This is a genomic window from Pseudolactococcus reticulitermitis (assembly GCF_002260845.1).
Taxonomy (GTDB): Bacteria; Bacillota; Bacilli; order Lactobacillales; family Streptococcaceae; genus Pseudolactococcus; species Pseudolactococcus reticulitermitis.
Genome location: NZ_BEDT01000005.1, coordinates 175,542 through 195,845, shown reverse-complemented (window position 1 = coordinate 195,845; position 20,304 = coordinate 175,542). Strand labels below are relative to the sequence as shown.

Annotated in this window: 24 protein-coding genes; all 24 read right to left on the bottom strand. The window is 35.0% G+C overall.

What is annotated here, in order from left to right; genetic code table 11:
• On the bottom strand, positions 1 to 427 hold a 427-nt coding region (locus RsY01_RS09725), incomplete at its 3' end, for a hypothetical protein (protein WP_432205775.1).
• A 75-nt stretch (positions 428 to 502) separates the two neighbouring features.
• Positions 503 to 832, bottom strand: a complete 330-nt coding sequence (locus RsY01_RS09720; protein ID WP_094785343.1) for a hypothetical protein — start codon at positions 830 to 832, stop codon at positions 503 to 505.
• A gap of 230 nt (positions 833 to 1,062) precedes the next feature.
• Positions 1,063 to 1,467, bottom strand: coding sequence for a hypothetical protein (locus RsY01_RS09715; protein WP_133063212.1), 405 nt, complete (start codon positions 1,465 to 1,467; stop codon positions 1,063 to 1,065).
• 87 nt (positions 1,468 to 1,554) lie between these two features.
• Complete coding sequence (locus RsY01_RS09710) at positions 1,555 to 2,028, bottom strand: hypothetical protein (protein ID WP_133063211.1); 474 nt, start codon at positions 2,026 to 2,028, stop codon at positions 1,555 to 1,557.
• A gap of 47 nt (positions 2,029 to 2,075) precedes the next feature.
• Entirely contained in the window at positions 2,076 to 2,528 is a 453-nt protein-coding gene (locus RsY01_RS09705) for a hypothetical protein (protein ID WP_094785340.1), read from the bottom strand.
• Between the two features lie 19 nt (positions 2,529 to 2,547).
• Entirely contained in the window at positions 2,548 to 3,009 is a 462-nt protein-coding gene (locus tag RsY01_RS09700) for a hypothetical protein (protein WP_094785339.1), read from the bottom strand.
• Positions 2,987 to 4,369 carry a polymorphic toxin type 44 domain-containing protein gene (locus RsY01_RS09695; protein ID WP_094785338.1) on the bottom strand — a complete coding sequence of 461 codons (1,383 nt, stop codon included), beginning with the start codon at positions 4,367 to 4,369 and terminating at the stop codon, positions 2,987 to 2,989. Before RsY01_RS09695 ends, RsY01_RS09700 begins: the two co-directional genes overlap by 23 nt.
• Positions 4,359 to 4,709, bottom strand: a complete 351-nt coding sequence (locus tag RsY01_RS09690) for a hypothetical protein (protein WP_094785337.1) — start codon at positions 4,707 to 4,709, stop codon at positions 4,359 to 4,361. Before RsY01_RS09690 ends, RsY01_RS09695 begins: the two co-directional genes overlap by 11 nt.
• An 81-nt stretch (positions 4,710 to 4,790) precedes the next feature.
• Complete coding sequence (locus RsY01_RS09685) at positions 4,791 to 5,381, bottom strand: hypothetical protein (protein WP_094785336.1); 591 nt, start codon at positions 5,379 to 5,381, stop codon at positions 4,791 to 4,793.
• Between the two features lie 30 nt (positions 5,382 to 5,411).
• Positions 5,412 to 6,059: a hypothetical protein gene (locus tag RsY01_RS09680; protein ID WP_094785335.1), complete on the bottom strand. Its 648-nt coding sequence runs from the start codon at positions 6,057 to 6,059 to the stop codon at positions 5,412 to 5,414.
• Entirely contained in the window at positions 6,056 to 6,595 is a 540-nt protein-coding gene (locus RsY01_RS09675; protein WP_094785334.1) for a hypothetical protein, read from the bottom strand. The genes RsY01_RS09680 and RsY01_RS09675 overlap by 4 nt, the downstream gene beginning before the upstream one ends.
• Positions 6,592 to 8,124 (bottom strand): hypothetical protein, encoded by a 1,533-nt coding sequence (locus RsY01_RS09670; protein ID WP_094785333.1) that lies wholly within the window; start codon positions 8,122 to 8,124, stop codon positions 6,592 to 6,594. The genes RsY01_RS09675 and RsY01_RS09670 overlap by 4 nt, the downstream gene beginning before the upstream one ends.
• The gene (locus RsY01_RS09665; RefSeq protein ID WP_094785332.1) at positions 8,114 to 8,467 is read right to left on the bottom strand and encodes a hypothetical protein; all 354 of its coding nucleotides are present in this window, start codon (positions 8,465 to 8,467) and stop codon (positions 8,114 to 8,116) included. Before RsY01_RS09665 ends, RsY01_RS09670 begins: the two co-directional genes overlap by 11 nt.
• A gap of 9 nt (positions 8,468 to 8,476) precedes the next feature.
• Positions 8,477 to 8,752 carry a hypothetical protein gene (locus RsY01_RS09660; RefSeq protein WP_094785331.1) on the bottom strand — a complete coding sequence of 92 codons (276 nt, stop codon included), beginning with the start codon at positions 8,750 to 8,752 and terminating at the stop codon, positions 8,477 to 8,479.
• Positions 8,753 to 8,758: 6 nt separating this feature from the next.
• On the bottom strand, positions 8,759 to 9,157 hold the full coding sequence (locus RsY01_RS09655) for a DUF4176 domain-containing protein (RefSeq protein ID WP_094785330.1): 399 nt from the start codon (positions 9,155 to 9,157) through the stop codon (positions 8,759 to 8,761).
• The gene (gene essC, locus RsY01_RS09650) at positions 9,150 to 13,607 is read right to left on the bottom strand and encodes a type VII secretion protein EssC (protein ID WP_094785329.1); all 4,458 of its coding nucleotides are present in this window, start codon (positions 13,605 to 13,607) and stop codon (positions 9,150 to 9,152) included. The genes RsY01_RS09655 and essC overlap by 8 nt, the downstream gene beginning before the upstream one ends.
• A 1-nt stretch (position 13,608) precedes the next feature.
• Positions 13,609 to 14,724 carry a type VII secretion protein EssB gene (essB, locus tag RsY01_RS09645; RefSeq protein ID WP_094785328.1) on the bottom strand — a complete coding sequence of 372 codons (1,116 nt, stop codon included), beginning with the start codon at positions 14,722 to 14,724 and terminating at the stop codon, positions 13,609 to 13,611.
• Positions 14,711 to 14,980, bottom strand: a complete 270-nt coding sequence (locus tag RsY01_RS09640) for an EsaB/YukD family protein (RefSeq protein ID WP_094785327.1) — start codon at positions 14,978 to 14,980, stop codon at positions 14,711 to 14,713. The genes essB and RsY01_RS09640 overlap by 14 nt, the downstream gene beginning before the upstream one ends.
• Positions 14,980 to 15,507 (bottom strand): type VII secretion protein EssA, encoded by a 528-nt coding sequence (gene essA, locus RsY01_RS09635; protein WP_238594973.1) that lies wholly within the window; start codon positions 15,505 to 15,507, stop codon positions 14,980 to 14,982. The genes RsY01_RS09640 and essA overlap by 1 nt, the downstream gene beginning before the upstream one ends.
• Positions 15,485 to 15,775 carry a WXG100 family type VII secretion target gene (locus tag RsY01_RS09630; RefSeq protein ID WP_094785325.1) on the bottom strand — a complete coding sequence of 97 codons (291 nt, stop codon included), beginning with the start codon at positions 15,773 to 15,775 and terminating at the stop codon, positions 15,485 to 15,487. Before RsY01_RS09630 ends, essA begins: the two co-directional genes overlap by 23 nt.
• Before the next feature lie 423 nt (positions 15,776 to 16,198).
• Positions 16,199 to 16,519, bottom strand: a complete 321-nt coding sequence (locus RsY01_RS09625; RefSeq protein ID WP_094785324.1) for a hypothetical protein — start codon at positions 16,517 to 16,519, stop codon at positions 16,199 to 16,201.
• Between the two features lie 19 nt (positions 16,520 to 16,538).
• A complete protein-coding gene (locus RsY01_RS09620) occupies positions 16,539 to 16,958 on the bottom strand; it encodes a hypothetical protein (protein ID WP_094785323.1) in 420 nt (139 codons plus the stop codon).
• A 588-nt stretch (positions 16,959 to 17,546) separates the two neighbouring features.
• Complete coding sequence (locus RsY01_RS09615; RefSeq protein WP_094785322.1) at positions 17,547 to 18,305, bottom strand: tyrosine-protein phosphatase; 759 nt, start codon at positions 18,303 to 18,305, stop codon at positions 17,547 to 17,549.
• Positions 18,306 to 18,456: 151 nt separating this feature from the next.
• The gene (locus RsY01_RS09610) at positions 18,457 to 20,259 is read right to left on the bottom strand and encodes an ABC transporter ATP-binding protein (protein ID WP_202971660.1); all 1,803 of its coding nucleotides are present in this window, start codon (positions 20,257 to 20,259) and stop codon (positions 18,457 to 18,459) included.
• Positions 20,260 to 20,304: the final 45 nt, after the last annotated feature.

Below are 20,304 nucleotides of genomic sequence, written 5' to 3'. Positions count from 1 at the left end.
TTTTTACAAGCTGGTCATAGATATAAGGTTCAATCGTTTTCAGCGCTTTCCAGCTGTTTAATTCAGAAAGATGAGTTTCTGCTGAACGCTTTGTCTCTTCTTTTACTTGTTTATCAGCTTCTAGCTTTGTCTTATCTAAATCTCCATAGTCATTGATTTTTTTTGCTTCACGTGTAAAAGTTTTTAAATCTCCCTCCCCATCTGATACAATTTTACTACCTTTAGTCACAAGCGGATTGAGAACTTGCATAAAATACCTATTAGCACTGTAATAAGTCATACCTTGAAGCTGATTGCTCGCAAGGGCATTAGACAAATTCCCCATCGCTTGCTTTAAATTAGTATAAACGTTCTTTGAATTATCTAGATTAGCTTGGAGTCCTGAAACAAGTTGATTGGACTCACTAACATTGTATTTAGTTACCATTTTTCTCCTTGGGTATCTGCTAGTTTTAACTTCTCCGCATACGCAGACAAAGCTTTTGAATCTTGAAAATATTTATCACTGATATGTAATTTTTACATTTCCAAGATTATCTATTGAAAATCTTGAAATATATTCCTTTTTAAACCATTCAATAAGTACTTTATTAAATTCTTTATAAATAGCAACATCAGATGTTCGCTGGTTTTGATCATCAACCATCCAAAATGTCACTTTTTTATCATCAGAATATTTCAATGATATAGAATATTCTTTTCCTTCATTCTTATATTTTGCAGAAAAAACAAAACCTGATTTTTCTCCCAACAGTTCTCTAACTTTTCTTACATTAAAATTGTAAAATAAACGTTCATCAACATTAAAAGCATTGGTATCTTCTGATAACATACCTTTTTTTATAGTTGATTCATAAATTTCAGTATAAATATTACTGTACGTCGGTTTTATATATATATATAGCTACAAACTACAATCACAAGAAATACAGCAGTATATATTCTTTGTTTCCTTTTATTAAATTTTAAAGTAAAATTTATCAATACAACAAAGCAAATTACGAAGAAAATAATGATTGTGAATAAAAGAAAATCCCAAAATGAAAAGAATGGTTTCATTTTTTATCCCCCAATCAAGTCATTACTATTCGATTCTAATGATTCGATAAAATTAAAAGAAACGATAGATTTTATTTTCAGCTCATCCATTGTACTCACACCAAAAGATTTAAGTATGGAGTCCTTCACATATTTTAAGCCCACATTATCGTTAAACATACTCGCTCTCGTATATTTGCCATTTCTTAAATCGTTATAGTATTGCTGAGTAGCTTCAGACTGAGAAACTTTCAATTTCTCCATCATAATTTTTATATTTATTGCGTCCAAATCTGCTTTATAATCATCATTATTCATAGATGGTGTTTTTCCTGCTCCATTTGTTACATCTCCACGCCACCCTGATAATTCTTTAATACGGTCAGGAGTAACCATAAATTGAGTAGCTTCTGTAATAGATTGATGCACAAAGTCTGCTTTCCCACTAAATTGTTTTACTAACTCATTATATCTTTCTTGAGTAAGATTTGGAAAACCGTGTTCTCTCAGATTAGGTTAATATAGAGACCAACCATCTCCATATATATACCACATCAAAATTCGAGAAAATACTATATGATTTGTCTTGTTTTTTGTAATGATTTCTATTTTATTCTCGTCTATTTTGCCGTAATAATAGTAATATCCTTCTTTCGGACCACTAGGATCATTTGATAATGTTTTATCATAAAATGGTTCTTTCTTGTTTACAGTTACACCACCCAATGGAATTTTTTTTCCATCTTCAGTGTATACTTCTACTTGAAGATTATCTCGTTCTTTTGGATTTACTCTCAAATATAAGAAAGAATCTTGCTGTAATTCTGAAAGATTGACCATTTCTCTTTTTTCCTCATTTGGAAAATAAATAGGTAGATGGTTTCTAGCAACAACCATAAAACTAAGTAAGATAAATAAGATGAGATAAGAAAAGATACTACCTAAAACTATCCATTTACGTTTATTTTTTATGATATTTTGCATAGTCATCTATCCCCATTTGAATTATCTCTGTAGCCATTCGTCTTCCATAATGGTTAATAATTTCCAATCGAAAACCAAAAATCAAATTGAGGAAACAGTATATGCTTCGTCTTATTTTTCGTAACTATTAGTAAATCATTTTCAGGTATCCCACCTTCATAATAGTAATACCCTTTTTCAGCTGCATATTTTTCTGACCAAGTTGGCTCCCCATTAGTTCTTCCAACTCCACCCAAGGATAATTTTTTACCAGACTTAGTGTATAATTCAACTTGAATATTTTCCAATTCATTTGAATCTACTTTCATATTTAAAATCAACGTTTTCCGTTTTTCTTCATTTGAAAATTTAATTTCTCTTACTTTTTGTTCATTTGGGAAATAAATAGGTAGATGGTTCCTAAGCAACAACCATAAAACTAAATAAGATAAGATAAATAAGATGAGATAAGAAAAGATACTACCTAAAACTATCCATTTACGTTTATTTTTTATGATATTTTGCATGCTCATCTATTCCTTTTTATCAATATAGAGACCAACCATCTCCATGTCTATACCACATCAAAATTCGAGAAAATACTATATGATTTGTCTTGTTTTTTGTAACGATTTTTATTTTATTCTCATCTATCCTACCGTAATAATAGTAATATCCTTCTTTCGGTCCACTAGGATCATTTGATAATGTTTTATCATAAAATGGTTCTTTCCTATCTACAGTCACACCACCCAATGGAATTTTTTTCCCACCTTCAGTGTATACTTCTACTTGAAGATTATCTCGTTCTTTTGGATTTACTCTCAAATATAAGAAAGAATCTTGCTGTAATTCTGAAAGATTGACCATTTCTCTTTTTTCCTCATTTGGAAAATAGATAGGCAGATGATTTCTAAACAATACTCCTGAAACTATAAATAAGCTGAGAAAAGATAGTATACCAACTAAAATTATCCATTTACGTTTATTTTTTATGATATTTTTCATAGTCATCTATTCCCATTTGAATATACTTGCCATCACCTGCGTTATCACCATAATCTTTCAGTTTCCAGACAAGTAAAGTGCCTATCGGACTTAAAGTTGCACCAACCACATAACCAATAATTTTTAGTGGTCTCTTCTCCCTATCACTCCAAATCTGAGCGACACCTCCTGCAATTTTCAGAGTTTCTCCTCCAATCGCTAGCACACCCTGACCATAGTAGCCATATAAGTAGTTGCCCAAAAAATCTGTTGATTCATTTCCTGACCAACCTCGTGACCAAATAGAATAACCCGAATCCCCAAACTCTCTTTTCTTTAAATCAAGAGGGTGATTAGTTTGCACCATATTATAGAACTCCATATAATCAAACCCATTCTTACTTGAGATACTGATAACATCGTCCCCAAGCATTCGAGCAATCTCTCGAATATCAATCGGTAATTTTTGTAACTCTTTTGTAAGTTCTTCTTCTGCCTTAATTCTTTCGAAAGATTTTTCATCATCATATTTCTTCCTAATCTCATCATACTTTTTAAATGCTTCTGGATTAAGAGAGTACAAATACTGTTCATAAATACTTGCAATTTTATCTGCCTTTTCTGTTGCTGACAGTTCACTATCGATTATTTTTTCAATCTCGTCTCGATAACCACTTGGCAATCCCTTATAATAAGAATTTCCATCCCCTGCTGCTAATTTCACACCGTCCATTTCCGAAATAAGTTTAAAGATATTATCTGGAATTGTCACAAAGCCAGATGAGGAAATTTTAACATTTTTCAACTCCACTACTGCCCTTTGAAATGCTTCTAAGGCTGTAAAACTGTCGATAAAAAGTTCATTGGTATTCGTCTCAAACGTCTCAAGAGCTCTGAGTTTTTCATCAATCTTTTTAATATCCTTGGTCATTTGTGTCTGAGTTGTCTCAGCCATTTTTACAAGCTGGTCATAGATATAAGGTTCAATCGTTTTCAGCGCTTTCCAGCTGTTTAATTCAGAAAGATGAGTTTCTGCTGAACGCTTTGTCTCTTCTTTTACTTGTTTATCAGCTTCTAGCTTTGTCTTATCTAAATCTCCATAGTCATTGATTTTTTTTGCTTCACGTGTAAAAGTTTTTAAATCTCCCTCCCCATCCAATACGATTTGTTTACCTTTGGTTACAAGTGGATTGAGAACTTGCGAAAAATATCTATTTGCACTAGCATAAGTTGCACCTTGAAGCTGATTACTCAGGAGAGCTGAAAAAAAGTTCCCCATGGCTTGACTTAGATTATTATATACTTCTCTTGAGTTAGCCAGATTAGCTTGGAGTCCTGAAACAAGTTGATTGGACTCACTAACATTGTATTTAGTTACCATCTGTTATTTCCTTTTCAGATTCATTTTTTTGCCTTCTAAGTGCCTCATTTTCAGTTTTGAGCAAGCGACGTTCTCTATTGAAAGCTGATGTGATTTCTGCTTCATACCCTCTCAATTTAGAAGTGACCTCATGCGCAAAGGATTGGTCATCTGCTAAATCTTTTTGATTGATACAATCACTTGAATTATTGGAAACTCGAGCATTCTCTTCCAGTCGTTGTTGCGCCTTTTTCAAGGTTTGACTGAAATTAAAAATTCCCTCTGTCACACTTGATTGCTCTTTTTTAATATCAAGTAACTTTGCTTCATTTTGCTTGATTTGTCTTGAAACATCAGCCATCTTCTACTCCTAGAATTTAGGGAGAATAGTCTTAAACAACTTTTCTCCTTGGGCATCTGCTAGTTTCAACGATAAGCCTTTTTATTCTTCAACACTTTTTAAGATATTTTTTATATCTTTTTGATATTGTTCAGCTCGAAGTACGACTGTTCTTATTTCATCATTTGTACCTACATAGTCTTTCATCATTTTATCTAATTCTTTTGGTGGTAAATCTCCCCAGAAATAGGCTCTTGCTTTAGAAAGTTGATTGATATTGTAACTCGCTTTTGCAGTATCTATGCCACTAAAAGCAGTCAACATCACTTTTTCAACTTTACCACTATCTGACATTTTTTCTATTTCAATATGACCTGTTTTACCTTTTATATAAATTTGAGCAATTCCGTTATGATTGAAAAAGTATTCCACCTTTTTTTCTTCAATTTTCAGCAAATCATATGATGTATCTTCGTCATAAAAATAACTAGCATTTATCTTGTCTTGAGACAAATCCTTTATAACTAATTCATGATTATTTTCTAAAGTTTTTAAATACCCACCAGAAACACCATAAGAATAACGATATTGTGATAAATATGACATCACAAGCCAAATCACAATGACAAGAGTTGTAAATATACAAGCTAGTATAGTATATATTTTCCATGAACTCTTAAAGAACTTCTTCATTTTTTTCAACTCCTTAGTTCATTAAAACTATTATTTTTCCAATGTCACATTTTTGATATCAGCTTGAAATTCTTCACACTGCTTAATTATCTTTTTTACCTCAGAATTTGGTAGATATGATTTGATTGTCGCAACACCAACCTTTGTCTTTCCAAGTGCTGGTATTGTACGGAGTGGTTTATCAAGATTAGCCATTTTATAAACATAGGCAGGATTGTCCATTCCACCATGAACAGTTATTGAGATTTCTTCAACATCTCCAGTAGTATAAATACTTTCAATCTCAATATGAAGTTCTTCCAACCACCCGTCTTCTATTTTAAAATTTCCACTTCCTTCAAAATCTTCCACAATGTCACCATTAATTGTTTCATGAACATATCTAAAAGGTAATTCAAGGTATATATCAGTAGCACCATTTACATCAAAATAATAGTCAATTCCATTTTTTGATATACGCAGTTTATCATCTCCGTATTCAAACCCTTTAAATCCTGCTTTACCCCAATCAGATTTAATACCTTTTTTCTCCAAATTCTCAATCACTATATTATTCTTAGAAGTCAGTACAGGTAAGTAATCTCCTTTTTGAAATTTCAAAGCGTTTTTGCTAGAACATGATGTTAATAAAAGACATACCACTATCAATGCTAAACTATACAATACTTTTTTCTTCATTTCATAGTTTCCACTATTTTCTTTATCTTTTTTTCGTATGTCTCAGCTTTTTTAACGACTTTTCTGATTTCTTCATTTGATGCAACTTCTTGTTTTAATCTTTGATTTGTTTCTTTTATTGGTAAATCGCCCCAAAATTTTTTCTTTCCGTTGTCTAAATTCTTCATAGAGTAAATTAGTTGTATCGTATCAATACCGCTGAATTGACCTAAAATTATTTTATAAATTTCCCCTTTATAATTACTTTGAGGTTTTATCCAACCTTTATTTATTGCGATATACTCTATACCGTCTTCATCAAATTCATAACGTATATTCGAATCTATGATAACTAATTTGCCTCTATCATCTTCTTCCGCTGTGATCCCTTGTTTTGCTAATTCATCAATGACTAGTACTTTCTTCTCTCTTAAAGACTGAAGGTATGATGTTTGTTGTTGATGAACATTGCTGGATAATTTATTACTCATAAAAAGACAAACAACCAATAAGATAGCAAGAAAAAGCAAGAAAACAATTTTCTTTGCTAATTTCATTTTTTTAGCTCCTTCTCTAAATAGCTTAAATAATCTTCATAACCTTCCTTTTTCAACTTATCATAATCTTCCTTAGAATTTGGTATAAAGCCACTCGATATAAAATATTTACTTAATGAAAATCCAGACATAAATTCGTCTCCAAAATTATATGACATAATAATTTTTTCAAGCTCTTTTTTTCCTCTATTAACATCTCCATTACCCAAACCTTTTAAAAATTCTTCCGCTCTATTGATTTGACCATTTGATAGTTGTTCATTATAAATATTATATTCAGACAAAATACTAGTCTGATTCTGTATATATCTATTATAAATATTTGTTACATCTGTATCACTTTGTTTATCATCTCTACCAATGCGACCACTCGCAGCATCTCCTTTATAACTTGAAAATTGATTAATTTGTCCAAACATAAACAAATCTAACATTCCTTTTCCAGTAATTATAGGTAAAGAACTATCTCCTTTAACACTCTGATTTTTAAATATTGCCAACGCAATCATTTCGTGGGCAAAATCACGAGTTCTTAAATTATCTGGAGTAGTATCCTCTGAAACTAGATCATGTTGTTGATTAATTACCTGATAAAGTTTTTCAACTTCTTCATCTGTCAAACCTAATTTCTTGAAATATGCTTTTGTCTTTTCTAGGTCTAAAGTTCCTGCTGTTATTGTCCAACGTTTCGCTCGATAATTATCACACAATCCCGCAAGCATAGCAAAATATTCATGCTCATTTTCTGAGGAAATACCTTTTTGCGTTTTAAGTAACAATTCTATCGTTTCATCATCAAAACCATACTGTTCTCTATAAATTGCTATTATTTTAGCTTTCTCAGAATCCATACCCCCTGCTGTCAACTTCACCGCATCCATCTCCGAAATAAGTTTAAAGATGTTATCAGGGATCGTCACCTGTCCAGTAGCTGAAATTTTGACATTCTTCAATTCCGCTACTGCCCTTTGAAATGCTTCTAAAGCTGTAAAGCTATCGATAAAAAGTTCATTGGTATTCGTCTCAAACGTCTCAAGAGCCTTGAGCTTTTCATCAATCTTTTTAATATCCTTGGTCATTTGTGTCTGAGTTGTCTCAGCCATTTTTACAAGCTGGTCATAGATATAAGGTTCAATCGTTTTCAGAGCTTTCCAGTTGTTTAATTCAGAAAGATAGTTTTCTGCTGAACGCTTCAATTCTTCTTTTACTTGTTTATCAGCTTCTAACTTTGTCTTATCTAAGTCTCCATAGTGATTGATTTTTCCAGCCTCACGTGTGAAAGTTTTTAAATCTCCCTCACCATCGGATACGATTTGTTTACCTTTGGTTACAAGTGGATTCAAAACTTGTGAAAAATATCTATTCGCACTAGCATAAGTTGCACCTTGAAGCTGATTACTCAGGAGAGCTGAAAAAAAGTTCCCCATGGCTTGGCTTAGATTATTATATACTTCTCTTGAATTCGATAAATTAGCTTGGAGTCCTGAAACAAGCTGATTGGACTCACTAACATTGTATTTAGTCACCATCTGTTATCTCCTCATTTTCAGATTCAATTTTTTGCCGTCTCAGTTCATCATTTTCGGTTTTGAGTAAGCGACGTTCTCTAGTGAAAGCTGATGTGATTTCTGCTTCATACCCTCTTAATTTAGAAGCGACTTCATGCGCAAAGGATTGGTCATCTGCTAAATCTTTTTTATTGATACGATCACTTGAATTATTGGAAACTCGAGCATTCTCTTCCAATCGTTGTTGCGCCTTTTTCAAGGTTTGACTGAAATTAAAAATTCCCTCTGTCACACTTGATTGCTCTTTTTTAATATCAAGTAACTTTGCTTCATTTTGCTTGATTTGTCTTGAAATATCAGCCATCTTCTACTCCTAGAATTTAGGGAGAATAGTCTTAAACAACTTTTCTCCTTGGGCATCTGCTAGTTTCAACTTCTCCGCATAAGCAGGCAAGGCTTTTGAATCTTGATAAATCTTTTGATTCAAACTATTTGTTCTTGATACGATATTATTCGCAAACTTCATGCCATTTTGCATAGATGTTGCATCACTAATAGACACATTAACTGTAGTAGCTGATGACGTACTTGTTGTTTTAAATTTCGATACAGCTTGATTAGCTTTGTTAATATCTGATACGATAGCCATATTTTTCTACTTTCTAAATTTATAAAAGGGGTCTTCCGCAAGACGTGCTTCATGCGTTAGAACATCACCATATTCGTCTTGCACATCCGTTTCTTCAGGTGCATCATCCTCTTCATCTGCTAATTCGATACGCTCTCTCAATTCTTGAAGTCTTTGTTCTACGAAGCCTTCTTCTCTATTATCTGAGTATCCTGTACTTAGCACTTCTGTGATTTCTGATCCATAAACGACCTGTAAAGGAATTTGACTGCCATGTCCGATTGGGTATATAACCGCTTGATACCCTGTAAGAATTTCCCCTTCCGCTGACTGCATAAAAGCTCGAGAGATAAGAACATAAACATCATCATCATCCTGTACTTTTACTGCTGCTCCTAAGGGTAAAAATGAATGTTTATCACTCATCCTGTGTCTCCTTTCTTGGTAAAACTATTGTTGAAATTTCTTCATCTCTGACATATAACATTTCAGAAAGTTTTAATTTTTTCTTACGCAACTCCTGTGTCACTTCTATGAAATTTTGATCATCTATGTCTCCACTGAATAAAAGATGTGGGACATTATCTTTAACTGTCTTGGTCAGCGCACTATAATTATTCCCCACATTTGCGATTAAGTCTATCAAAATATATTGAACATGACTACCTGATTCCTCAATTAGCTCAATCATTTCGCTATCAGAAATCGCCATTTTTTCAATAATTTGTTCTAAACCATTCAAAATGATCAAATAATTTTTATCTTTTTTACCCACAGCAGCTTGAAGCGACTCAAATATATCAAAACCTTGCTCATTCATTACGGATTTCTGTACCATGATGGAGCTTGATAGATTTGACAAATTACCTACCATATCAACAACAATAACTTCTCCATCAACCTCTGAAACTTGAGTCTCTAGTAAGTCTGAGAGGAATATCGCTTGTTTTTTGTTAGCAGGGAAAATTCCTATTGGTTCTCCAATGAAAAGCTTGATTTTAGTGGCAGTTGCAGTCATCTTATTTAAACCAAGATAGAGGCTATTTTCTGATTCAATATAGCTTTCAAATTCTTCAAAACTCAATTTCTCCGGTACCATTGGAATCTGTTTAGGTCGTTCGCCTGTCCAAGCCTTATCAGCTGTTTCTACTTCCAATTCGAGGTTATTCAAAACTTCCGTACTATTTCCACCCGAAACTGGCAGATGGAACTGAATAGCTGTCGGCACATCACACATAACCTGACCTCTGCCAATAATCGGAACTTGCATGACTTTTTCACGTCCCATAAGCGCTTCAACATCTGCCTCGTCATTAAGAAAAAGGGCTACTTTCGTCGTGATACCGCTCATCATATTCATACGAACCGCACCTTCACGACCTGCTGTCATGATTAAATAAATACCTAAACCTGCGCCATCTCGCAACAATGGCATCAAAATACTGTCAAGTACATCTTTGAAATTATCATCTGGATCGATCCCATCATAACTATCTAAAATGTTAAGGATGATAGGTAATTTTTGCTTGGTTTTATTTTCATACTGGATGAGAGTTGCAACACCAACTTCTTTGAAAAGTTTTTTTCGTTCGGAAAGAACGCCTGAGATGCTTGCTAACATCTTTTGACACTTTTCTGTTTCTTCAAATGTCACAATATCCGCTACATGAGGTAAATCTTTAAGTGGTAAAAGTCCATTTGTCCCAAAATCAAGGAGGTTGAAATAGACTTGTTCAGGCGTATTAACTCTTGCAAGGTTCATAACAAGCGTTTGAAGTACTGTACTCTTACCATAACCCGGGCTACCAAAGATTGCTGTATGCCCCTGTTTTTCAAGGTCAAACTCATAAACTTCTTGCGCTTGTTTACTTGGAATATCAAGTAAACCAAGCGGAATTTTTAAGTCACGATTTTCAGTAGCTGTGTTAATTGAAGTTGGAATCATCTCAGACAAGTTCGGTAACCATGGCTTATCTGGCAACGCATAACCTTCTGTATCAAATATTTTCCCAACTTCTTCGATCACTGCTTCAAGTTGGGTTGGCAAATCGCTTTTATCCTTGCCTTGGATAACTTCCTCAGTAGGGTCATACATCAATTCATACTGACCTAAATCATTGATTTTTGAAAAACGTTCGTCAATCTTTTCTTCAGAAGTTGCTTCTGGATCATAAACGACACCTGCATAACCACTTTGGAAAAGTTCATAAACTTCATTTTCTCCGACTTTCAGATAACCACGACCTGGGTTTGTGATATGTGCTGCATCAGGTGTTTTCAAAAGTTCGTTTGAATCTTCCACACCCGCCATTTTCAAGGCAATCTTAGATTTGGAATTAGCTTCAATCTGATCATTGACGACACCACTCGGTTTTTGAGTCGCAAGAATAAGATGGACACCGAGCGAACGCCCAATACGAGCAACTGATGTTAATTCATCTAGGAATTCTGGCACATTAGCTTTCAACTCCGCAAATTCATCCGATACTAAAATCAAATGAGGTAGTGGTTTTGTTGGATAATTAACACCTGTTTTTTGTTCGTGGCGCTGTTTATAAAGTGCCATATAATCATTGATATTATTGACACCAAACTTGGCAAATTCACGTTGACGTTTATCAAGCTCTGCTTTAATACTTGCCAATGCCCTCGCTGTTCCTGCACCATCAAGGTTTGTGATTGCCCCCATAAAATGCGGTAACTTATCAAGGGTATTAGCAATCCCACCACCCTTCCAGTCGATAATAAGCATCCCAATATCTTCTGGTGAGTAATTGATTGCAAGTCCAATTAGATAAGTTGTCAAAAATTCTGACTTACCTGAACCAGTTGTACCACCAACTAAACCATGTGGACCATGTCCACGTTCATGCAAATCCCAATAAGCATAGTCAGACTTGCCTCGCCAACCAATAAGAGATTTAATTGACTTATTTGGTTCAGCTTTCAGCCAGCGTTCTGAAATTTCTAATTCTTCAATCGTTTGGACTTCATATTGTTCAAGCAAAGACAAACTTTCAGGAACTGCGTTCTTCTCAACCTCTAAGTGATTCAAATTCGTAAGTTTACGAAGGCTTGTTTCCAATTCTGGTAAAGTAGCGTATGGTACAAAATCCTTGGCAACATAAATACCATGATCTGAAATAAGCTGACCATTCGTTGCACTAGGTAATTCTACGACAGATACAACCGTTTCAGGCAGTTGAGTCACATCTTCCTTGCACCAAATCACAGTCACACCAAGATTACTCATATCTTCTGCTAAAAGCTCATTAATGCCATGACCAGCAAGCAACTCATCATCTACGATTGTGAAAATATAGTGTGGTGAAAATTGAACTTTTTCTCTCCCTGCTTCAGCAACAACTTGCTTACGCTTATTTAAGATTTGCAAAAAAGAATTAAGAACAATATCACGAAGTTTTTCATTATAAATCAAGCCTCGCATATTTAAATCTTGCAATTTATAATGTGGTAAAAGACCCCATTTCGACCAAGTATCCTGATAAACTTTACGAGGAAAAATACTAATAAAATTAACATCACGATAAGAATGGAAAAAGGCAGTCTGAAAAAGAATATTTTCAAGTGTCGTTGTCAGCACATCTTGTGTGCCAACAAGCCCTAAAGTTTGTTCCAATAGGCTAATTGGTGTCGGAACTTGCCTTTGTGTCTCAAACTGCTCTTTGAGTTTTCTCAAATGCTCAGCATTATCACTTAGGTTCTTCGCATCAACATCTGTTTCAATTTTTAAATTTGAAGGACTATCACTTAACCCAAGAGAAATTGTCAAAAAATCTTTATTGTAATTTTGACGTTCATAAATCCTTGAGTCATAGGTAGAAATTAGCTCAACCAACTGTTCAGGACTTGGTTGTTGAAAAGCTAAAATCTCTTTCTCGCGACTGTAAGCAGTAGATATTTTTCCTACTTCACTAACAAGGTAAAATTCATAATCTTCTTTAGCTTTAAGTAATTCAAGTTTTGCAGTCTTTTTCTCCTCAAAATATTGTGTCACTGTAAAAGATGTTGTCATGATACTTGCACCAACCATAACAAGCAACATCACAGGATTTTGACCACTTACAATTGTCATTATCCCCGTCATCACAATCATACCCAGAGGTGGTAAAATGGTTTTCAAAAGACCATCACGCTTATTATTTTGTTCAGGCTCTAGTCCTTGTAAGTTAAAGCTGTCTTTAGGCAGTTCAAGATTTAATCTTGGACTTCTACGATAATCTGGAAAGCCTTTTGGAAATTCAGGTTTTCTATTCTGTAAAAGAACTTGACGACGATCAAATTTTATCTCATCAGACCAAAACGTTAATTTATACTGCTTTGGTCTTTTTTCTAAAAGATAATAAGGCGTTAAAATATTTGTACCGTCAGTTAATTCAAATGTTTGCTTACCAATGACTTTTTCGTCATTATGATAAAGCCACTCATCTTCAACATCAATAAGTAAGCTCTTACTATGTAAAACAAGACGGCTAGTACTAGGTGTTTTGATTCCTGAAAAATCGTCTGAACTGATGACAAGGTCAGTATCTTCATTAAAATCGAAAAACTTAGTTACCGCTCCTTCTTTTGAAAGAACCAAAAAGTTTAGGCCTTCAAATTCATAAAAACCCGAACTTTTTATATCGCCATCAATATACAGATTATCAGAATCTCCGTTAATATAAAGATTTTCATTGACAACACTGAACTCATAATTTTGAAAATTTGTAAAAGGTAAACTTTCAGTAAGTGTTATCTTGACTAACTTATCTGTTAAAATATACACCACAAATAACAAGTCACTCGGATTTACCCGTTCATCAATGAAAAATTTTTCTATTTTTTCTATCTCGCTTGATCCAAAAATCGTCATTCTATTTTCCTAATTTCTTCGTCAATTCTTCAATTTGTTTACTGTAATCTGCCAAGAGTTTTTGTTTCTTCGCCCCATCCATTTTGTCATTAAGCTTAGTCGTTTGATACAAATCAGTATAGGCTAGGAGAGTCAGCTGTTCATCCCCAAGATTCTGTGCCAAGTTGAGGGCTTTTTCAAACTCTCCACGCCCCACATAAAGCCAATAATTCAGCGTATTGTCATCTGACTTGATTGAAATATTATTGAGAACTGCTTGTTTTTGAGTAGCAGTTAAATCAGCTAAGTTGATACTTGATACAGCAAGAATATATTTGGCAGACTTGGTCAAATCTTTTGGTGCATATTTTTCTAGGTCTGACTGTGTTTTAGCATAATTATTTGTCATGAAACTTGTTTGAGCTTCGATAATCGCAGCTTGTTTTTTATTTGTATTGGATGTTTGATAACCTAATACTCCCACACCAATCGCAACAAGCAAACCAATTATACCCACAGTACGATAAAACCGATAAATATTTTTAGAAACTAAACGTTTAGTTGCTTTGATTTCACTCTCTGTTGTCATAAGTTCTTGACGAATAATAGAAAAGAGAGTTTCACAATCTTCAGCTTGAGTAATCATCTGTAAAAACTTATCAGTCAATGCAGAAGAACCTTCCAAAAATTTTTCATAATTAAGCTTGGAACTAAAAAGAGGTAAAATAAGAGCTTTAAGGTTTCGTAAAAAAAAGGTATTATCATAATGGCTAGGGGATAGTATGCCATCCAATCCAAAATGAACTACAAAAAGATGTTCTCCAGAAAAATATAAGTTCTCAGGATGAATAAAAGGAATTTGATAATGATTCGCCAAGGTAACTAATTGACTTACTTTATCTGCCAGTTGTAATTTTTCTATTCTAGTTTTAGCATTCTTAGCATTTTGGGTAAAAGAAATTGCATCCTCAGGTAAATCATAAGTAACTATTAGAGTATCCTCTACATTTTCTGCTTTGAAATACGCTTGAATCACCGCCGTTGCATCCTTATCATACTGTTTTTTATTCAGTATAACTTGGATTTGATTATTCTCTTTGATGAACTCTAAATACTCTTTTCCGTTAAATAGTTTCACTTTCTTTTTCTCCTAATTCAGTCCCGACCAAAATTTCTATGCGATCACCATTTGAGATACCAAAATCACGCAAGACATCTGAATCTCCTATCTGAAAAGTTTTATCAACAAGTCTCAGATGATAATTCTCAGGTAGCATAAAACCATTCTGCATCAAAGCTTCTCTTAATAATTCATGTAATCTCTGAAAAGTAATTTTACTCGGTATTAGTACATCTAATTTCTGCCCATTTAATACAAATGTCACTTCAATCATTATCGTATATTCTCACTTCTTGATTTTTTTCTTTTATATTGCACTCGCCATCTTCCAGCAAAAATCCCTAGTAATAATAGAAAGAACAGCAAAGGTACAGCAAACCAAAATACCATGTTCGTTTGTTGGACATCTTCTTGACTATTTTTCGTGATGACTTGCGGTTGATAGTCTTTAAAAAGCAATTTTTTGCTTTGCTTATCCTCTGAAATGTCTTTTGTTTGGTTTGAAAAATCTATTCTTTCCGCCTGATGAATGATACTTTTCTCTTCCTCTCTATTTTGTTCAGATACCTTAGTTAAATCGGTCGAAAATAATTCACCTCGAATTGGAAATTCTCCAACACCACCTGAAAGTATATGATTATTTGTAAGGATATCCGTATTTATCTTTAGGCTACCATTACTATCTGCTTGAACATACAAAGAAAAGAGAGAAACTATCACTAGGATAAAAATACCTGAACATTTTAACGCAAAAAAGCGCCCTAAAAGGCGCTGGATTTTAGAAACCAAAACTTTTTGCATCTTCTGCATCACGTTGTTCAATCGTTTGAGCATATTTATCCAACTGTTTGTTAATATCTACAAGCAGGTTTTCAAATTGTACGACATTCTTTTTCAACTGTTGATATTGTTGTAGGTATGCTTGAAAAGCAGCACCTTGCCACTGACTTTCAATTTCTTTATTCGTACGTTCTACTTTTTGGATTGCAGACTCAATCTCATTTTTTGCTGTTGTGTAAATTTTAGCTTGAGATTTGAGTTGTTCTGGTGTTAGACTAATTTTTGCCATTATGATGGTCTCCTAAACTTTATTTATTGGTAATTAAAACGCTATCAATTACTCTTGTCTTTATTTTAACAAAATTTATATGTCTGTACAAGACATTTTGTCAAAAAAATTATATATTTCTTTCTTAAATTTCGATAAAAAAAAAAAAAAAATGTGGTTATAAATAAAAATCACAAACAAATTAACTCGTAAATTTATATCTCTAAAAAATAATAATGCATCAAGTATACACTCTTATACAGTTTATTTTTTTAGTTCCTTCAACTCCTTATTTCTTATGACTATATTGTTTAACTTTTCATATTATTCAACGACAAATTCGGATGTATCAAAAAACGAACCTTCAATGCTAATTGAGAGTTCGTCTATAAGCTGTAATTTAACCGTTCGTTACCCTTTGTATACTTTTTCAATTAATTACTCTTAGTTCAACATTCCTTCTTCAAACTCAGTGATTCTAGTAAACTCTTCTCCAGTTCGATAAGTTCCTAACCTTCTCTCAACAATATCTGCTTTTGTCGGATTATTAATAACCTCCCCATTCATCAATACCAACCTAGCAACCTTAAAATCATTCACTTCTCCATCATCTGTAAGTTTGTGAACTTTGATATCTTTAACACCATAAAGCCTTATGGATGCTCTTGTTATTGGACGCATCTGCATGACGACACAGGCAATAAATAGAATCGACATTGTCGCAATTAAAATATACCAGCCCTTTGTTTTGCGTTTATTCTTCATAGTGTAGACCTTTCAATTGTCATGCTGGACTCGCAGCCACTCTAGGTACATGATCACCATAATAAAACAATAGTGTCTTGTCTATATAGACACGAGACGGCATACCGTTTCCGTATCCAGACCATGAACTCGTAAAATACCAACTTGTTGGAATCCCACGAGTTCTTACAGGTTCAATCTGAGATGAAAATTCAAACTCGCCAAGCTTTCCTTCATAATCCTCAAGTGTCCACTTCTCACCATTTGTGAGTGCTACGTGTGTATCCTTACCATCGTAAAATACACTCACAATATTACTGGTATCAAAATCTTTCTGAACAGTTGAAACTTGCTGTGACTGATTTGGCTCCCTAACTGTTTCATCAGATGATGCAAATCCTGTCACACCAAACGACAGCAAAGTCGCTACTGAAATGAGCGCCAATTTTTTCTTATCCATGTATTTCTCCTTTTAAAGCATCTAATTAGATTGCTTTTTGCTGGTAGGAATGATTTCAAAGAGCAAACCGCTCTCACTGTTTGGGAAGTCCGCTATTTTCTACCAAAGTACATGACATACTACGGCTTAAAAATAAAGCGCTTTCATTTATATTTTCATCTAATCGCCTTCTTTCCAAAACATCGTGTTACACCACATACATTACAGTAAATCTGGAACATTATCAAGCCATACGACTTAATGTTGTTTTTCTTTGATTACGTTTTTTTAAAGAGGGGTTAAATTTTTCCAAGGGGGTTATAGTTTCCACCTTTTGAAAAAACTACTTAACTCTGATTCTTGCAAAACACGACAAGAATAAAACAAAAAGACTTCTCAATCACAATCACGAGAAGTCCCCTTTATTTATATGGTTTTCAGTTCAAAATTTTGTATCATTTTCGCTATGATTATTTCTAACAATGATTTTATTTTGTTATTTTTATTACAGATTTATTGTAGCGCAAAAGTGATGGGTTGTAAAGTGGGTTTACGTTTTTTTTTGCATTATTTTTTCATTTCATTTATTTCAAGTCAACTTTGAACATTTTAATCTGTCAATAATAGCTCACGCAGATAGTCCCGCTTCTCTCTCTCAAAATTCAGCGCCTCAGTCGCATAAGCTTGAACCGTTCCATAGTGCTCGCTGATGTTAGCAAAAACATGGTTGAGATAAATCTCATCAACCGACAGGAGCCTATCCAAGGCTAAAAGCTGCTCATCAGTCATCCCCTGTGCCGCTGCGACGGTTTTCATTTTTTGATTTTCTACTTGCCTTTGCCTGTTTGTCAACAGATAATCATGGACGATATCGGCTTTGCAAACGCCTAAAAGACTCAGGACAAGCGCTGCGCCAATGCCCGTGCGATCTTTTCCGGCAAAACAGTGAAAGAGCACGGCACCATTTTCTTGCGCGATAATCTGATTCAGAAAGTTGGCATAGCCTTTTTGGCTGGTTTTATCCATGACCAACTCACCATAAACGTTCTCTAAGGCATGGTCAACTTCTGCAATCGTCGGATTTTTCAGCAAATCTTCTAGGCTGGCTGTGCCTGATGGGATGTCTTTCATCAGATCAATGTTGAGGTAGCTCACACCTGTTAAAGTGTCAATAGGCTTTTCGGCGACTTCTTTTTGAGAGCGAAAATCAATGATTTTCTTGAGCTGGTAATTTTTTAATAAAGTGTTTTTATCTGCATCTGCCAGTCCAACGGGTTGGGCAGACCTTAACACTTTACCAGCCCTCACTTTTTTGCTATCTAAGGTCTGATAGCCACCTAAATCTCTGAAATTGACGAGTTTTTCCATCACTGATCCCACACTTTCTGATTTGCATTCGTGACTTTATTATATACTCAATTAAGCAAATAAAGCAAACATTTTCGGTTATTTACTTAAATGAGTCTATCAAAAACATTAGCCTAGACCGGTGTCCAAACTAATGTTTTCATTTTTAAATTTAAGCGACACTTTCAAACTGTGAATTATACAGATCAGCGTAGAAGCCGCCTGCCGCAAGCAAGGCGTCATGATTACCGCTTTCGATAATATCGCCGTCTTTCATAACGAGAATCAAATCAGCGTTTTTAATCGTTGACAATCGATGTGCGATGACAAAGCTTGTCCGACCTTCCATGAGTTTATCCATGGCTTTTTGAATCAATTCTTCTGTCCGCGTATCAACAGATGACGTCGCCTCATCGAGAATCAACATCGGCGCATCTTTCAAGAGCGCACGGGCAATGGTTAAGAGCTGACGTTCGCCGACTGATAATTCATCAGCGTCTTTCAAGACTGAGTCATAACCATTTGGCAAGGTATGGATGAAATGATCGACACCGACCGCTTTAGCAGCCGCAACGACTTGCTCGTCTGTGATATCACATTGATTGTAAATCAAGTTTTCTTTCACGGTGCCTTCAAACAGCCATGTATCCTGCAAGACCATTGAAAATTGATCATGAACGGCCTCACGCGTGATATCTTTAATCGGCGTGCCGTCAATGATAATCTGACCAGAATTTGTGTCATAGAAACGCATGAGAAGGTTGACCATGGTTGATTTACCAGCTCCTGTTGGGCCGACAATCGCAATTTTTTGACCAGGCTCCGCCTTAGCAGAGAAATCATTGATGATGACACGGTCTTCATTGTAACCAAAGTGAACGTTTTTAAACTCAACAGCGCCTTTAGGATTTGGCAATGTCGTTGCTTTGCCCGTTTCGTCTTCTAATTCAGGTTCTGCAAAGAAAGTGAAAATCCGTTCAGATGCAGCGCCTGCTGATTGCATTGACGTGACAGCTTGCGCGATTTGTGTCAAGGGTTGCGTAAACAGGCGAATGTAAATCATGAAGGCAACGATGACACCAAATTCAATCTTGCCATCGATGGCTAAAATCGCACCAACTAAACAGACCGCACCGTAGCCAAAGTTACCGATGAATTGCATGAGTGGCATCATCAAGCCAGACAAAAATTGTGATTTCCAAACGGAGTTATAAAGTCGTTCGTTAATTTCATCGAACTCGTCTTGTTTGGCTTTGTCTGCATTCGACACTTTAACGATGTTATGACCAGTGTAGACTTCTTCCACAAACCCATTGACCTCGCCGAGACCATTTTGTTGGGCGTTAAAGAATTTTTGTGATTTAGTCATAATCAGCATCATCAGACCAAAGCCGACAGCTGTTGTGGCAATGGCTGTCAAGCTCATTTCAACGTTGGTTTTGAACATCATGATGATAGAGCCAAAGAACAGGGTCAAAGCTGATACCAAGCTCCCAACGGATTGGTTCAGCGCTTGGCTAATGGCATCCACGTCATTGGTCACACGTGATAAGGTATCCCCATAAGGATGGCTATCAAAATAGCGCAACGGTAATTTATTAATTTTAGTCGAAATATCTTGACGTAATTTTTTAGACGTCCGTTGTGTCACGGTTGCCATGATGAAACCTTGCAGATAACTCAACAGCGCAGAGCCAAGATAGAAAGCAATCAAGGTCACACCAATTGACGTGATAGCTTTCAGATCAATATCGCCATGACCCGGCATGCCAGCTGGAATAAAGCTGGCTTTCAAACCTGCCATGATTTTATTGGTAATATCAGATAAGCGGTCAGGCCCGATAATCGTCAGATAGGCACCACCACAAGCTGCAATGGCTGCAACGAAAATTCCCGGATACCAAGGTTTAACGTATTTCGCTAAATCTCCTAAGGCTTTTTTGACATCTTTTGGTTTTTCACCACCGCCACGCATGCCACGGCCTGGCCCAAAGCCACCGCCATGAGATTTTTTAGGTGT

What these genes read in the sequence shown, in the direction of transcription:
- RsY01_RS09720 (WP_094785343.1), bottom strand. Translation starts at nt 832, where the DNA reads ATGTTATCAGAAGATACCAATGCTTTTAATGTTGATGAACGTTTATTT.
- RsY01_RS09710 (WP_133063211.1), bottom strand. Translation starts at nt 2,028, where the DNA reads ATGACTATGCAAAATATCATAAAAAATAAACGTAAATGGATAGTTTTA.
- RsY01_RS09705 (WP_094785340.1), bottom strand. Translation starts at nt 2,528, where the DNA reads ATGCAAAATATCATAAAAAATAAACGTAAATGGATAGTTTTAGGTAGT.
- RsY01_RS09700 (WP_094785339.1), bottom strand. Translation starts at nt 3,009, where the DNA reads ATGAAAAATATCATAAAAAATAAACGTAAATGGATAATTTTAGTTGGT.
- RsY01_RS09695 (WP_094785338.1), bottom strand. Translation starts at nt 4,369, where the DNA reads ATGGTAACTAAATACAATGTTAGTGAGTCCAATCAACTTGTTTCAGGA.
- RsY01_RS09690 (WP_094785337.1), bottom strand. Translation starts at nt 4,709, where the DNA reads ATGGCTGATGTTTCAAGACAAATCAAGCAAAATGAAGCAAAGTTACTT.
- RsY01_RS09685 (WP_094785336.1), bottom strand. Translation starts at nt 5,381, where the DNA reads ATGAAGAAGTTCTTTAAGAGTTCATGGAAAATATATACTATACTAGCT.
- RsY01_RS09680 (WP_094785335.1), bottom strand. Translation starts at nt 6,059, where the DNA reads ATGAAGAAAAAAGTATTGTATAGTTTAGCATTGATAGTGGTATGTCTT.
- RsY01_RS09675 (WP_094785334.1), bottom strand. Translation starts at nt 6,595, where the DNA reads ATGAAATTAGCAAAGAAAATTGTTTTCTTGCTTTTTCTTGCTATCTTA.
- RsY01_RS09670 (WP_094785333.1), bottom strand. Translation starts at nt 8,124, where the DNA reads ATGGTGACTAAATACAATGTTAGTGAGTCCAATCAGCTTGTTTCAGGA.
- RsY01_RS09665 (WP_094785332.1), bottom strand. Translation starts at nt 8,467, where the DNA reads ATGGCTGATATTTCAAGACAAATCAAGCAAAATGAAGCAAAGTTACTT.
- RsY01_RS09660 (WP_094785331.1), bottom strand. Translation starts at nt 8,752, where the DNA reads ATGGCTATCGTATCAGATATTAACAAAGCTAATCAAGCTGTATCGAAA.
- RsY01_RS09655 (WP_094785330.1), bottom strand. Translation starts at nt 9,157, where the DNA reads ATGAGTGATAAACATTCATTTTTACCCTTAGGAGCAGCAGTAAAAGTA.
- essC (WP_094785329.1), bottom strand. Translation starts at nt 13,607, where the DNA reads ATGACGATTTTTGGATCAAGCGAGATAGAAAAAATAGAAAAATTTTTC.
- RsY01_RS09640 (WP_094785327.1), bottom strand. Translation starts at nt 14,980, where the DNA reads ATGATTGAAGTGACATTTGTATTAAATGGGCAGAAATTAGATGTACTA.
- essA (WP_238594973.1), bottom strand. Translation starts at nt 15,507, where the DNA reads ATGCAAAAAGTTTTGGTTTCTAAAATCCAGCGCCTTTTAGGGCGCTTT.
- RsY01_RS09630 (WP_094785325.1), bottom strand. Translation starts at nt 15,775, where the DNA reads ATGGCAAAAATTAGTCTAACACCAGAACAACTCAAATCTCAAGCTAAA.
- RsY01_RS09625 (WP_094785324.1), bottom strand. Translation starts at nt 16,519, where the DNA reads ATGAAGAATAAACGCAAAACAAAGGGCTGGTATATTTTAATTGCGACA.
- RsY01_RS09620 (WP_094785323.1), bottom strand. Translation starts at nt 16,958, where the DNA reads ATGGATAAGAAAAAATTGGCGCTCATTTCAGTAGCGACTTTGCTGTCG.
- RsY01_RS09615 (WP_094785322.1), bottom strand. Translation starts at nt 18,305, where the DNA reads ATGGAAAAACTCGTCAATTTCAGAGATTTAGGTGGCTATCAGACCTTA.
- RsY01_RS09610 (WP_202971660.1), bottom strand. Translation starts at nt 20,259, where the DNA reads ATGCGTGGCGGTGGTGAAAAACCAAAAGATGTCAAAAAAGCCTTAGGA.